This window comes from Terriglobus roseus (assembly GCF_900102185.1).
Lineage (GTDB): Bacteria > Acidobacteriota > Terriglobia > Terriglobales > Acidobacteriaceae > Terriglobus > Terriglobus roseus_A.
Genome location: NZ_LT629690.1, coordinates 4653286 through 4666615, shown reverse-complemented (window position 1 = coordinate 4666615; position 13330 = coordinate 4653286). Strand labels below are relative to the sequence as shown.

Here is a 13330-nt window from a genome sequence, read left to right as displayed (position 1 = left end):
ATGCCACACACGCCACTTTACGCATCCAAGCGTGCAGGACTCTATGCAGACTTACGCTCGTCGACTTGCTCTTGTACTTGCATTCACCCTTCTTCCCCTCTCCGGCTGCAAACGCACGCACCAGATCATTCATCACGCGACCAGCAGTGAACCGGATTACACGCCGCAGATTCTGGCAGACATTACGCCGGGGCACATTGACGGGATGAAGTATCCCGACTTCACCGACATCCAGGCGCAGGTGAACAACCTGTACGACATGCGTGATGTGGATGCGCTGTGGGTGAAGGGCGGCAAACCCACCGCACAGGCAGATGCGATGCTGCAGGAGTTTTCGAACGCGATGCAGCGCGGTCTGCGTCCGGAAGACTATGACGCCAGCCGGTGGGATGAGCGTGTGGCGAATTTGAAATCGCCCGAGGGCGCTGCGCTGTTTGATGTAGCACTTACCGTCAATGCGATTCGGTATCTCAACGACCTGCACGAAGGCCGCACGAATCCTGCGCACTTCACCTTTGGCGTGAAGGGTTACAACGAGAAGAAGATCGATGCGGTCACAATCCTGAACACGCAGATCATTGATGCTTCCGATGTCACCGCTGCAGTGGATGCTGCGGAGCCGCAGTCGCTGCAATACAAGGCGTTGAAGAAGGGTCTGAAGCAGTATCTGGATCTGGTTCCGCAGGATCACTCAGATCCTCTGCCTGAGATGAATCCGAACGCGAAGTCGATTGCGATTACTGCGGGCTATCCTGCGCTGCAGTCGTTGCAGCAGAAGCTGACTTTATTGGGCGATTACAGTGGCGATGCGAATGCCACTGCTTCGTCCGCGGACCTGACAGAAGCGCTGAAGCACTTTCAGCATCGTCATGGTTTGAATGAAGACGGCAAGCTGGGTAGCGCCACGATTGATGCGTTGAATACGCCACTGACGGCACGCGTGACGCAGATCGTGGACACGATGGAGCGTTGGCGCTGGCTGAATGACGACTATCAGAATGCAGCGATCATTGTGAACCTGCCGGAGTTTGAGTTGCGCGCGTTTGAAGGTACAGGCAACGATCATCACGAAGTGTTCCGCATGAATGTGGTGGACGGCAAGAGCGACGACGACACGCATCACACGCCCGTGATTGCAGACCAGATGAAGTATCTTGTCTTCCGTCCTTATTGGAATGTGCCGCCGTCGATTGCGCGTAAAGAGATCATTCCGCACATGCAGAAGCAGCCGGGATATCTTGGCGCGAAGAACTACGAGACGGTAGACCTGAAGGGCAACGTGGTTTCACCGAACATTGCTGCGATCGACAAGGGTACACAGATGGTGCGGCAGAAGGCGGGCACTTCGAACTCGCTAGGGTTGGTGAAGTTTATGTTCCCCAATCCGTTCAATGTGTATCTGCATGACACGAATGAGAAGGCGCTGTTTACGCGTACGCGCCGCGATTACTCGCATGGTTGCGTTCGTTTGCAGGATCCGCCGAAGATGGCGAACTGGTTGCTGCGCGATAACTCCAAGTGGGATGAGGACTCCATTGCCGACGCCATGAATGATGGCCAGGACAACAAGACAGTGTTGCTGCCGAAGCCTATTCCGGTTGTGGTTTTCTATGGCACCGCGTGGAGCGACGATGGCGAGATGCACTTCTTCCGCGATATGTACGGCTATGACGATGACCTGGAGAAGACGCTGAATGGTGGACGGCCGTATCCGCAGAAGCCAATGAAGGCGGTTACAGAGAAGGACGCGTAAGCATCCACGCAAAACAAGGAAGGCCCGGCTGACTGCCGGGCCTTCGTACTTGATGCGGGAAGTGATCTTTCTAGTGCTGCGCTTCTTCCAGCTTGTTGATCTGGTCCGGCGTGAGTTCGCCGCGAATCTGCAACTGCATGTGTGTGTATGCCTGCTCCAGTTCGGCGCGCGCCTGTGCGGTGCGCTGAATCTCAGTGAAGAGATCGTTCTCTGAAGCGCTGTTGCTGCGCTTCAGTGCGTCCAGCTTGGACTGCTGTTTTACAAACGCGTCGTAACGCTGCTGGAGCGTATCGCGGTTCTGCGAGAAGACCTGATCCATGCGCTTCTGCTGGTCGCCGTTGAGGCCCAGCGATTTTGCGACGCCTTTGTTGTCCCACCAGCGACCGGACACGCCGTTGCCGTGCGAGCCGCCACCACGCATACCGCCGCCACCACCGGAACCATCGCCGTGGGGCATACCGCCACCGCGCATGCCACCCATGCGGCCACCGCCGCCGGGCATGCCCATGCCGCCGCCCGGACCGCCGCCACCAGGACCACCGGGGCCCTGAGCGTACGCCGCTGTAGCCGCCATCATCAGGCAGCCCATCAGCAGTATCCGGCTATTGCGTGCGAACGTCATTGGTCCCTTCAATCGAGCTTGCTATTACTCTGCACTTCCATGATGCCGTGTCTCGGCATTCTGTGCACGCCCTAAACCGAGCGCGTCGACCGGTAGAGCACTTCCTGTATTCAGCGCGGAATCAATGGATTCCAGCAGAGCGTTATCGTCTGCAAGCTGCTGCTGCGGACTGGCCTGCGCCACGGCAGGAATTGTTTGCTGATCCATGGCCGTCTCGTCGCCCGGGACGCCCGTAAAGTGCAGGACGCCGACCGTGACCGACATGATGGCGACAGCGGCCATGGCCCACTGTGGGGCGACAACCCAAAACTGACGACGACGTGCAGCCGCAGCCAACGAGGGCTGTGCGGCGCTGCGGCGCTCTGCCCAGGCCAGCGTTTCGGAACGGTAGGTGTCCAGAGCGTCCTTCATCTCAGAAAGCTCCGCCGTTTCCTCCGAGGCATGGTGGTGCGAGACGAGCATTTCGCAGAAAAGCTCATCGCTGAGGTGTTCCGAGGAATCCATCGGGTTCTGCTTGTCTTGTTTCATACCCGTTGCCCTCCTACACGTGCCCGAACGGATTTTACCGCGCGGTGCAGGTGTGTTTTCACCGTATTTACCGGCATATCCATTACTTCGGCAATTTCTGCAAGGTCCATCTCTTCGATGAAACGAAGAAGGAAGACGGTGCGTTGATTTGGCGAAAGTTCCTCCATCGCCTGATGCACCTGGAGCGCCTGCTCGCGTGCCAGCAGGGTGCCTTCCGGGGAAGAGCCGCTGCTGCGCAGGTGGTTTGCCATCTCGCTGGCGTCTACCGAGGATGCGCCAGCCTTCTTCCAGAACTTGAACTTCTGCGTACGCGCGTGGTCGCGGATGAGGTTCACAGCGATGCCCGTGAGCCAGGTGTTCAGGCTGCAATCGCCGCGGAAACCGGCGCGATTGCGGTAAGCCTTGAGCAGAGCATCCTGCACGATCGTGTCTGCCAGATCCTCGTCCCGGACGCTGGCCATGACGAAGCGCAGGAGCCGAGGACGGTAGTTCCGCGCCAGCGTGTCGATGTCGTCCAGCTCGGTGACGACAGAAACCTGTTCCCGGATTGCAAATTTCAACACGTCGGCATGAAGTGTAACCGCCATAGCGCTATGTCCTGTAGGGGCAAATAAGAAAACTTTCCTGTCCCGGAAATTGCCGGGGTGCAGGCATAGTGATCGCACAACGTCCGACGAGGCTTTTCGGGTGTGGGAGTACATTTCGGTCAAATTTTGAGGATTCGGGGCAGAAAACCGGCTCACACTTTGCTTCCCTGCCCGTCGCGCGGTTGGCGGGGTCTGCCGCGTTTCCGTGGCCGAAAAGGATGCTCCGTGGGCTATCCAGCATGTCGGGAGTGCCAAGTACCATGGAAGAACACGATGGATACCGTCTTCCTCCGCAATCAGACCCGAGATGATCACAGCGCCACAGAAGGCACCGTACCGCTGATGGATCCGTCGCTGACGCTGCCACAATACGGCGACGCCCTGACACGCATGTATCGGATTGTTCGTGCGTGGGATAGCTGGGCGGATGCCCATGCCCCCGGTGATCTACAGCCCATCCTGCACACACGCCGCCGGGCTGACCTGCTGGCGGACGACCTGACAACGCTTGGATTTCCCACGCCTTCGGACGAGGAAGTGCCGCATCAACGCATGGCGTCGACCACGGTGGAGGGGAATCCTCGAGCTGTTTTCCTTGGGCGGATGTACGTGATGGAGGGCTCCACGCTGGGTGGACAGCTTCTGGCTCGGCATGTGGAAGAGCAGCTGGGATTTTCCGAAGGCGAGGGTGACAGCTACTTCCGCGGCTATGCTGAAGCGACGGGCGAACGTTGGCGGCAATTTAAATCATTTTTGGAAGAGCTTCCGGACGAGCAAGCAGATACCGTGGTGGCTAGTGCAAAAAACATGTTTGCGCTCTTCGGGGAAACGATGTCGCAAAAAATCTAAGTATCCTGATTTGCGCATATCAAATGCGGCGGCAATCCTTCCCTCTACCTTTTGTTCGCGCACCTCGTAATCGCCATCCTATGAAAGACATGCCGAAGCACTCCCCCTCCATGCCGCTTGCAATTGACACGGATGATTGCGCCAATGAACCGATTCGCATTCCTGGCTCAATCCAGCCACACGGGTTTCTTCTGGGACTGGATGAAGATCAGGAACACATTGTGGTGGCCAGCGAGAACGCTGCCGATTCGCTACGCACACCCTTCAAGCTGATTCTGAATGCTTCTATTGAGCTTCTGTTTGACCGCGAATTGCTGAGCGCGATTCGTCAACAGAAGTGCGCTGTGGAACCGGAAGGCATGGTCACGTATGTTGGCTCCTTCCGTGTGCGCGATGAGTTATATGCGGTGATCACGCATTGCGTGGAAGGCAAGCGCATCCTGGAGTTTGAGCGACAGGATCGCCTGGTGAGTTCGGAGATGATGAACTCCATCATCACGAACTTTGTGGGGACGCTATCGAAGCTGGAGACGCAGCAAGAGCTATGCGATGCAATTACTGCGCAGGTGGCGCAGCTCACGGGCTACGACCGCATTCTGCTGTACAGCTTTGATGAAGAAGGCCACGGCACCGTGCTCTCGGAGCAGAACAATGGCCGCCTGCCCAGTTACCTTGACCTTCGTTTTCCAGCTGCAGACATTCCACGGCAGGCGCGTGAGCTTTATCTGCAGAACACCGTGCGTATCATCCCGGATGCTTACGCAACGCCATCGCCGCTGCGCGCAGTGAGCGAAGTAGCACCGCACATCCTTGATCTTTCGCTTGCTGTGCTGCGCTCGGTGTCGCCAGTGCATATCCAGTACATGAAGAACATGGGCACGGTGTCGTCCATGTCCATTTCCATTGTGAGTGAGGGACGGCTGTGGGGTCTTATCAGCGGCCACCATTCCGAACGACGGTCGGTGCCTTATCTGGTTCGATCGGCTTGCGACATGCTTTCGAAGCTGGTGGGTACGCAACTTACTACATTCCGTACGAGAGCGCGTCTCAACACGCTGACTGGCTTTCATACGGTGCAGCGGCAACTACTGACTGACATTGCTGCACAGTATGACTATCTTGATGTTCTCTCGACGCAGATGGAATCGCTACAACAGATCACTGCGGCTGCAGGAGTGGCACTGTCGATTGATGGAGAAATCCATGCGGCCGGAACCGTGCCAGCAGATGCGGACATCCATCGCATTACGCACTGGCTGGACAGGCATGCCAAGAATGAAATTTATGTCACACGTGAGTTGAGCAAGGATCTGCCGTGGGCGGTTGATCTTGCCGATACAGCGAGTGGCCTGATGGCGATTCGCATCTCAGATGTGCGTCAACGTTACATCCTTTGGTTTCGGCCGCAGGTGGTGCGCACCGTGACATGGGCTGGCGAGCCGGCTAAGCCCACTGGCCCGGAGCACCTGCACCCCCGGAAATCGTTTGAGAAGTGGCGGGAGATTTTTCACGGCCAAAGCATTGTTTGGACGGAGGCGGAGATCGAATCTGCCCGCGAATTTCTTGCTGCCATTACGACCATCTCTTTGCGGCGCGCTGAAGAAGAGGCTGAGCTTTCCAACGCAAGGTTTGAACAGTTGACGCACGCGCTGCCCGAGAAAATCTTCACTGCAGATGACAGCGGACGACTGCTGTATGTAAATGGCCGCTGGCTGGAACAAGGCCTGGGAGAGCAAGGCATTTGGTACGAAGATGGCCGCTTGGATGCAGAGGATCAGGCTCGTATCGAGAAGGCTTGGATCAAAGCCGTTCGCACGGGCGAACCATTTGAGGAAGAGGCGCGCCTCTTCAGCGGCGAGCCACGCACGCTGCGTTGGAACCTGGTGCGCGTTGTGCCCTTCCGCCGTAAGAGTGGCGAACGCGCTGGATGGATTGGCTCCATGATCGACCTTACAGAACGTCGCGAGCGCGAGGCCGCATTGCGCATGACGGAGAAGCTGGCACTGACCGGCCGCATGACTTCTGTGATTGCCCATGAGATTAACAACCCGTTGGAATCCATCACGAACCTGCTGTTCCTGGTGAGGCACGACCTTCCGCCGAACGCACAGTCTCAGCAGTATCTGGCACAAGCAGAAAGCGAACTGGAGCGCATTTCAGGCATCACGCGCCAGACGCTTCGCTGGAGCCGTGAAAACTCGCTGGGTGCGGAAAGCTTCACCGCGGGAGGTCTCTTTGCCGATGTGCTGAGACTGTTCCAGGGAAAGATACTGAACCGCAATGTGACTGCCACCATCCGCGATGGGCACGACGTGTCCGTATGCGGCATTGTGGGGCAGATCCGCCAGGTGATCGCCAATCTTGTTTCCAATGCTGTGGACGCAGCCCGGCTTGGCGGCAATGTGTGGCTTGAAGCGCGTCCAACGAGCAATGGCGGTGCAGAGCTCATTGTTGGCGATGACGGTGTGGGGATGACGGAAGAACAACAACGTCAACTCTTCGAACCGTTCTTCTCCACGAAGGGCGATCTGGGCAACGGACTGGGACTGTACATCTCCGAAGAGATTGTGGAACGGCATGGTGGAGCGATTCGCTGCACGAGTGCTCCCGGTGAAGGGTCAGTGTTTTGTGTCTCATTGCCGCCAGCTCCAACTGCGGCCACAGCGAATCGGGCCTCAGCGGGAGCGTGAGGCTTTTGTCTGGATGGCTGACTCCCTGCCATACCGTGTACAATCGAACCTGACGCATGGGAGATAAACCCTGCGCTGCCTCACTGGCGGCGCCTCCTGTGATCTCCGTCGGGACGTGGCTCAGCCTGGTAGAGCGCACCCTTGGGGTGGGTGAGGTCGCTAGTTCGAATCTAGTCGTCCCGACCATTCATTTCTTACATTTAGCGTTTGCATCCAGCCCAAATTGGTGCAAACGCGGGTGCAGATGGGTTCAGTTACGCTGACGCGACCATTTCTGCTCCCTGAATTGCTGGGATTGTTTGCCCGGCAATGAGTGCTGAGAGCGTGTTCTGTGCCTCGCGTTTGTCCTCTGTGACAGCTTGTGCGTACAGCTCCAGCGTTATGTCTGCCGTTGCGTGACGCATCAGCTCTTGCGTGGTCTTTACGCTGGAACCGGAGGACATCAGCAGCGATGCGGCGGTACGTCTGAACGTATGCCAACCAATTCGCTTTTGAATGCCCAGCCGCTTTACAGCCGGAAGGATATGGCGCCGTAGCATCATGTCGGGCCAGTACGGAAGCCTGCCAAAGGACTGCGGGCTTGCGAAGACCCAATCACTGGGTTTCGCGTATTGCGTCTGGTCACGCCAGCTATTGAGGGCCGCTGCAAGATCGTCTGACATTGGCAATGGTTTGCGCGAAGTTTCCGTCTTTGGCTTGCCCTCTACCTGGTCAACCAAGCTGCGGACGATGCGAATTGTCCGGCGCTCGACGTCCAGGTCTTCCCACTTGAGACCAAACAACTCACCGCGCCTCATGCCGGTGATGGCCGCAAGCATGGTGACAGTCCGGGCAGGCTCGGCAAGTTCGCCAAGAATGCCGCGTATCTCCACTGGTGTGAGAATGTCCGGGGCGTCCATGCGCTTGCTACTGCAACGCACGAGTGCAATGGGGTTGGTTGACGCCCATTGATAGCGCATCCCGTGACGGAACAAAGTACCGAAGACCCCCTTCACCTTGGTCTTGGTGGCCGGAGCGTATGGCAGGGACTCAAGCCATCGTTCGATGGCTATTGGTGTCACGTCTTGCAAACGATAGTTGCCCCACTTGGGCAAAATCAGGTCGTCTAGGTTGTGCTGATAAACCTGCCGCACTCGCGTGGTGTGCCTGCCGCTGCTCAGCTCGACCTCTTTGTAGTGAGAGATAAGCTCTGCAACTGTATGGCTCACTGGAACCGCTGACACCATCGCATTGATGTCTAATGCAAGACCTTGCACAGCTTTCTGAGCGGCTGCCTTCGTGCGTAGCTCACTTACCGGGCCAACGATCTTCTTCCGATAGGTCGATGTTCCATCGTGACGGTATTCCCGCCACCGATAAACCCAGACGTCCACGCCTGCGTTTCTCTTCTCGATTTTCAATGACCCTGACTGGTATCGCTCCCGCCTGAGCGGGAAAGGTGGTGCGTTTCGGTTGTTGTTCATGCCGCCTGCCTTTCTTGGGTTGAGGCGGCACAGCTAACGGTTTCAGGATATAGACCCGAACCGGTGGCAAGCCAGTGTTGAATCTGCGACGGCATGAAGACGACACGGCGGGGGCCTAAGCGACGGTGTGGAATACGGTTCTCCCGCGCCCAACGAAGCAGCGTGACCGGATGCAGTGGCACAATCTCCGCGAGTTGTTGCGCGGTGAGAGGTTTTTCGATTACGGGTACTGTGATTGCTGATGGTGCTACAGATGTATTTGCAGGGAGCATGTTCCACTTCGTGCGGCGTCTGCGTAACGAATACGCTCGCCGCGTGCCACTGGTGCCCGCGACTGCGACGGCATCCTTCTGGCCGTCGTCCATCCACGTGCGTGGCGAACTTCACCGAGGCTATCGGGACAAGCGATAGCCCCGGCTACTGGCCGCCCGCGTGTTCGAGCACGGACGGGGCGCCCATGAGGAGAGGGGCGCGATGGGATGTTGAAACGTGTGTGAAGGGGTTATGCCTGGTAGCCACGCCCGTTAGGGCCTGGACCAATGCGTGGCAACTCCATCTCTCCACGGACCGTCATCTGCAAAGCCCGCTTCATCTCGTCCGCTGACATACGATTTATCTCGCGTTCGGAGTACACCCTGCGTTCGCCAGTAACCAAGTCGAAACCCTCAAAAGTGGCTGGCTTGGGCCGCTGGGGTTCCTTCGTTGTGGCGATGCTCAGTACCGGAAGAGGCTCTGATTCGTGAACAACAGGAGTTTGCTCCGGTTCGGGCTTGTCAAACACGATGCCAGCGGCAATCATGCGTTCGTACACGCGCCGGAGCTGTTCAGTGGTAAACATCAAGACGGAATGTTTGCTGAAGTAGCCATTAGAATTTGCAAGTTATGGTCGCTGACCACGAACTCAGGGTGGCTATCGGCGAAGCCCTTGAGCATTGCGTAGTTCCACTGAGTCGCACCCTCGACTGTTAAGTGCAAGCCAACGAGTTTTGGATCGTGCCAGAAGTCGGGATCGGGAGTCGCCGGGTCCGTTAGCACTCGACGTTCCAATGCTGCGGTCTGGCGAGCGGTCTGATTGATCTTTGCTTCGAGTTCGCGGATGGGTTTTTCAAGCTGCTCACGTTGGACACGCTCCTGAGCCTCGACCTCTTCACGGTGCTGTCGAGCCGCGATACGCTCTCGCTCTGTCAAAACAACGTGTTCAATGGGAGGCCGCTGTCGAGAGGGCAATCTGTAGTCAGACGTGGCCTCGCTCATGCGTAGCTCAGCAAGACGATCTTGTTCGGCAATTGCTGCCCTCTCACGGGCACGGGCGGCGGCGTGTTCTTGTTCCAATCGCGAAGGCTTTCGCAGTGGCTTTCCGCACGCGCTGTTTAAGCACCGTTGATACGCAATCCTGTTGTGCGACACCTTCATCTCTGTGCCACACTTGATGCACTTTGTTTCGTATGCTGGTGGCCGAATCGAAACCAGACGGAGAACTTTCAGACCCTCGTCGTTTTGCCGACCTGTCCAGTTGTCAAAACTGGCTTCCAATCTACTACTCATTTTCGATTTCTCCAGTGTTTACCCACTCTCCGGTGGGTGCGTTGATGGCTGCCGTCATGGTTCTTCGGATCGTAGCGAAGTGATCGAGCAAGGCCCTGCCATCGCTCACGCTGAACGGTCCTTCGTTATCGTCGTCGAAGAACTTGTGTGAGATGTCTCGACACTTTCCGCTCGTGTCATCGAAGACGAAAGTTATGCCTTGAGGCTCGCGGTATGTCTTGATGTGCGCGTTTGGCCCAAGGGTGTATCGGAGCAGTGCGGCGCAGCCCTGATGCCTCGTTTGAAACAACCTCATCGTCCCGCCCTCGCGCTGCGGTGGCGGACTTGCCGAAAGTATGCTCTCGGATGTAGCCCGCGACGGTCGAGCACAGGAGCGAGAAACCTGATAAGGCGTTCTACGCTTGTGTCAATCACTTTGCTATCGCGTAATAGGCGCTCCCATGCGTTACGCAATGCAGGCTCGTCGCTTTTGCCGACGACGGCGAAGGACACGGCGTGCTCAACGTCAATGACGTAGTGACAGGAATCTGGCGTCCATCGTCGCGATCTCCGTGCAGGTGCTGGGTCGTGGTCGATGGCAACTATTGGTGGGAGTTCCTTACAAGCGGTGTATGCTTTCGCGACGTTCGTGACGATCTCACGCCGTTGCGCTTTGAGTTCGGCCTCAGCCGACTCGTTACGTTCTGAATTTTTCATTCTCCTCGTTCTGGATTTGGTCGTACACAGCGGCGCCCGGCGTAGACAGTAGGACGGCACGGGTCGATGCCCATACCTGTTGCCTTCGTGATCTGTTCGGGGTGTTGCGCTGCTCTGCTCGGCGGCGTGTGTGTATCTCAGTACGCAAGCTCGATGGCCCCTTGAGCCGCCGGATGCAGATAGGGACTGATGCGTGGAGTCAGTTCCCCATTAGATAAGAGCTTTTGTTGATTGCGGTTCGTTTGTTCGTTTACGCAGCCTTGGGGTCGTATCGTTTTTCGTCATACACGCCCAAGCTGGGCTTCTTCGCGCTCTTCGCGCCACGATAGTCTGACAACTCAACGCGCAGGGCTTGCTCACGCTTCCGCCGGGTGATCTCAGCATTGCGCCATCCCATAGCTTGACACGCAGCGAACTTTCGAACCCGCGTTGCAATCGAGGCCGTTGCGTCGGTCAAACTCCACTCAGACGCATTGCGCCAGATTTTGAAGAGCGTGATATTAACGCATTCGCGGGCATCTTCTTCGGTCGGATTCAAGTACGGACAATTCCTCAAAACCGACCAAACGCCCGCGAATGCGGCGCGGTTGCCCTTACGGTAAATCTCATTGAACTCTACGAGCGATGCACGTTCATCCTCACGCATCGCTTGCTCTGCCAATGCACGATCTCGCAATTCAGTTAATGCCCACTCTGCGATTGCGCCGAGTGTCAGTTCGCCGTTGTACTTCACGGCTTTCAGGCGCAGATGCTCCCTGAATCGCTTTGCCAACGTGTCGCTGTCATCCGCAAGCGCGGTGGCCGCAAAGAGTTGGCAAAGCAACGCCTCGCGTTTCGCATCACGTCGCCGGATGGCCTCAGACAGGAACGGCAGGACTTCAGGAAAGAAGTGGGGCGTGCCGCAAGCTAGGCGGACGGAGTTGAGTTCATACGCATCGCGCTCCATGAGTTCGTCGAAAGAGAACTCAGCGAATACGGCATCGCACACAGCTTCGTCACGCAGGTAGATTTTGTCCCCGAGGTATGTATCGGGGATGCTGTCGGCGATTCTGTAGAACCTATCTTCGGATGTTGTGACGCGTGTGATCTTTGGTTTGCGGCTGCGACTGCTCTTCTTCTTTTTCACAGCGTCGGGCTTTGCCGCACGCTTGGCGGGCTTTTTGCTTGGCATTTGAAGGGTTCCTCTACTGGGGCCGTAGGACGCGGCCCGGCACCGTACTCGATACGGCGGTACTTTATACGGTCGCCACGTCGGACATGGTCCCCTTTGTTGTTTCACGCTCAAGGTTCAGCAGCAGGCCCGTCACATACCGGTGAATCGTTGCCGGTTCAGTCGGGTGGCCTGCGAACTTGCGGCCAACCTTGAGGAAAGCATGTTCTATCTGTGAGTCCGTAAAACGCCGCGCCCACACGATGAACTGCCGATCATCGGGCGGTGGTCTATCTGATACGACCGCGTTCCATAGTGCCTTTGCATCATTGCTACGCTGAATCAGCGTCATGCCGTCATCCCTTCTAGTCCACACCCTTCTGTCACCATTGGCGGCGGGCTACCGGACGCAACAATCTGTCGCCAGTCGTTGTCCTCACGCCAGTTGCTCAACATCGCCCACAGCCGGTATGAATCACCGCTGCGGTGACAATTGTGACATTGCCAATGGTCATCATCCTCCTCAGACGTGAAGGCAAACGTGGGGTCTGTGCTGCACTTGCAGAAGGGGCAGTGCGTTCGATAGCCATGTACGGGGCCGGTCGTCTGCTCTAACTTCTGTTTGGGGTCGAACTTGGCGAGCAGGTATCGATAACGGTCGTACACCGGCAAGGTGTCCACCCGCTGCTGTTGGTACTCGCCCAAGTAGTACAACGGAACATCTGAACCGGGTTCATGAAGTGTGACCTGGGTGCCTTGTCTCCACAGCTTCACAGCGTGAAGATAGTGTTTTTGCTGCAACTCCGCGAGGGCAGTTCTAAGCCTAAATTCTGACACGCCAGCCTGCTTTGCCAACTCGCGTTGCGTTGCGATGAACCGGAATGGTGTCCGCGAGTAACGCGCTGCCGCATGGCACGCGAGGGCGGTCTTCAGTGCTACCAGTGACAGACTGCTGTAATCGAACTGCGCAGGAATCGTAATCCGGTCTTTCGTTGTATCTGCGAGTTGGAGAAGTTCATACGCATCTGTGTCATAGCTCTCAGCAATGACGCCCGCACGCTCAAGGCTTGCCAGTACATCCTGCCGCTGTCTCCGTTGATAAGAAGACATGTTTCCCGTAAAGAGAGTCTGCCGGGCACGGCACAACGGGGCGTGCGTGGTGTTGGTGTGGTACATCTCAATCGCGTGCAGTATCTCTGACTTAGTGCGGAGCTTTAGCACTGCTGCCGGGAGTGCAACATAAGGCACTCTGCAATCGTGGAGGTTCATGGGTTCCTTGGTTCGTTTCGTTCTGCGGCATCCTTCTACTCAAGGGCAGGACGCATGGGCATTAATACCGATATCCAGCAGGACACAGGGCATGGAGCACATAGGGACATATCTCCAGTGAACAATTCAAGCAGGACAAGGCACCGTATATATCCCGAAATGAACTTATGACCGCACA

13 protein-coding genes and 1 tRNA gene are annotated in these 13330 nt (G+C 56.9%); 4 read left to right on the top strand and 10 right to left on the bottom strand.

Annotated elements, in window-relative coordinates; genetic code table 11:
• Positions 1–43 precede the first annotated feature (43 nt).
• Entirely contained in the window at positions 44–1753 is a 1710-nt protein-coding gene (locus tag BLT38_RS19555) for a L,D-transpeptidase family protein (protein ID WP_083346687.1), read from the top strand.
• 70 nt (positions 1754–1823) lie between these two features.
• Here the strand turns inward: BLT38_RS19555 and BLT38_RS19550 are convergent, their stop codons facing one another.
• The 3 genes from BLT38_RS19550 to BLT38_RS19540 are packed head-to-tail and all read right to left on the bottom strand — an operon-like array spanning position 1824 to position 3490.
• Positions 1824–2375 (bottom strand): hypothetical protein, encoded by a 552-nt coding sequence (locus tag BLT38_RS19550; protein WP_083346686.1) that lies wholly within the window; start codon positions 2373–2375, stop codon positions 1824–1826.
• Between the two features lie 24 nt (positions 2376–2399).
• Entirely contained in the window at positions 2400–2903 is a 504-nt protein-coding gene (locus BLT38_RS19545) for a hypothetical protein (RefSeq protein WP_083346685.1), read from the bottom strand.
• The gene (locus tag BLT38_RS19540) at positions 2900–3490 is read right to left on the bottom strand and encodes an RNA polymerase sigma factor (protein ID WP_083346684.1); all 591 of its coding nucleotides are present in this window, start codon (positions 3488–3490) and stop codon (positions 2900–2902) included. Before BLT38_RS19540 ends, BLT38_RS19545 begins: the two co-directional genes overlap by 4 nt.
• A gap of 273 nt (positions 3491–3763) precedes the next feature.
• Between BLT38_RS19540 and BLT38_RS19535 the strand changes: the two genes are divergently transcribed.
• The 3 genes from BLT38_RS19535 (at position 3764) to BLT38_RS19525 (ending at position 7215) form a co-directional block, all read left to right on the top strand.
• The gene (locus BLT38_RS19535; RefSeq protein ID WP_083346683.1) at positions 3764–4339 is read left to right on the top strand and encodes a biliverdin-producing heme oxygenase; all 576 of its coding nucleotides are present in this window, start codon (positions 3764–3766) and stop codon (positions 4337–4339) included.
• Between the two features lie 89 nt (positions 4340–4428).
• Positions 4429–7029, top strand: a complete 2601-nt coding sequence (locus tag BLT38_RS19530; protein ID WP_083346682.1) for an ATP-binding protein — start codon at positions 4429–4431, stop codon at positions 7027–7029.
• 109 nt (positions 7030–7138) lie between these two features.
• Positions 7139–7215: transfer RNA gene (locus BLT38_RS19525), tRNA-Pro, on the top strand.
• A 68-nt stretch (positions 7216–7283) separates the two neighbouring features.
• Here the strand turns inward: BLT38_RS19525 and BLT38_RS19520 are convergent.
• From BLT38_RS19520 to BLT38_RS19485, 7 genes are all read right to left on the bottom strand, one after another.
• Positions 7284–8402: a tyrosine-type recombinase/integrase gene (locus tag BLT38_RS19520; RefSeq protein WP_231966633.1), complete on the bottom strand. Its 1119-nt coding sequence runs from the start codon at positions 8400–8402 to the stop codon at positions 7284–7286.
• A gap of 86 nt (positions 8403–8488) precedes the next feature.
• Positions 8489–8764, bottom strand: a complete 276-nt coding sequence (locus BLT38_RS21235) for a helix-turn-helix domain-containing protein (protein ID WP_172838362.1) — start codon at positions 8762–8764, stop codon at positions 8489–8491.
• A 230-nt stretch (positions 8765–8994) separates the two neighbouring features.
• Positions 8995–9333 (bottom strand): hypothetical protein, encoded by a 339-nt coding sequence (locus BLT38_RS19510; protein ID WP_156785225.1) that lies wholly within the window; start codon positions 9331–9333, stop codon positions 8995–8997.
• Positions 9330–9824, bottom strand: a complete 495-nt coding sequence (locus tag BLT38_RS19505) for a hypothetical protein (protein ID WP_156785224.1) — start codon at positions 9822–9824, stop codon at positions 9330–9332. Before BLT38_RS19505 ends, BLT38_RS19510 begins: the two co-directional genes overlap by 4 nt.
• A gap of 1159 nt (positions 9825–10983) precedes the next feature.
• Positions 10984–11904: a hypothetical protein gene (locus BLT38_RS19495; protein ID WP_083346676.1), complete on the bottom strand. Its 921-nt coding sequence runs from the start codon at positions 11902–11904 to the stop codon at positions 10984–10986.
• Between the two features lie 64 nt (positions 11905–11968).
• On the bottom strand, positions 11969–12235 hold the full coding sequence (locus tag BLT38_RS19490; RefSeq protein ID WP_083346675.1) for a hypothetical protein: 267 nt from the start codon (positions 12233–12235) through the stop codon (positions 11969–11971).
• The gene (locus BLT38_RS19485; RefSeq protein WP_172838361.1) at positions 12232–12993 is read right to left on the bottom strand and encodes a hypothetical protein; all 762 of its coding nucleotides are present in this window, start codon (positions 12991–12993) and stop codon (positions 12232–12234) included. Before BLT38_RS19485 ends, BLT38_RS19490 begins: the two co-directional genes overlap by 4 nt.
• Positions 12994–13330 lie beyond the last annotated feature (337 nt).

What these genes read in the sequence shown, in the direction of transcription:
- BLT38_RS19545 (WP_083346685.1), bottom strand. Translation starts at nt 2,903, where the DNA reads ATGAAACAAGACAAGCAGAACCCGATGGATTCCTCGGAACACCTCAGC.
- BLT38_RS19540 (WP_083346684.1), bottom strand. Translation starts at nt 3,490, where the DNA reads ATGGCGGTTACACTTCATGCCGACGTGTTGAAATTTGCAATCCGGGAA.
- BLT38_RS19555 (WP_083346687.1), top strand. Translation starts at nt 44, where the DNA reads ATGCAGACTTACGCTCGTCGACTTGCTCTTGTACTTGCATTCACCCTT.
- BLT38_RS19485 (WP_172838361.1), bottom strand. Translation starts at nt 12,993, where the DNA reads ATGTCTTCTTATCAACGGAGACAGCGGCAGGATGTACTGGCAAGCCTT.
- BLT38_RS19490 (WP_083346675.1), bottom strand. Translation starts at nt 12,235, where the DNA reads ATGACGCTGATTCAGCGTAGCAATGATGCAAAGGCACTATGGAACGCG.
- BLT38_RS21235 (WP_172838362.1), bottom strand. Translation starts at nt 8,764, where the DNA reads ATGCTCCCTGCAAATACATCTGTAGCACCATCAGCAATCACAGTACCC.
- BLT38_RS19535 (WP_083346683.1), top strand. Translation starts at nt 3,764, where the DNA reads ATGGATACCGTCTTCCTCCGCAATCAGACCCGAGATGATCACAGCGCC.
- BLT38_RS19550 (WP_083346686.1), bottom strand. Translation starts at nt 2,375, where the DNA reads ATGACGTTCGCACGCAATAGCCGGATACTGCTGATGGGCTGCCTGATG.
- BLT38_RS19530 (WP_083346682.1), top strand. Translation starts at nt 4,429, where the DNA reads ATGCCGAAGCACTCCCCCTCCATGCCGCTTGCAATTGACACGGATGAT.
- BLT38_RS19495 (WP_083346676.1), bottom strand. Translation starts at nt 11,904, where the DNA reads ATGCCAAGCAAAAAGCCCGCCAAGCGTGCGGCAAAGCCCGACGCTGTG.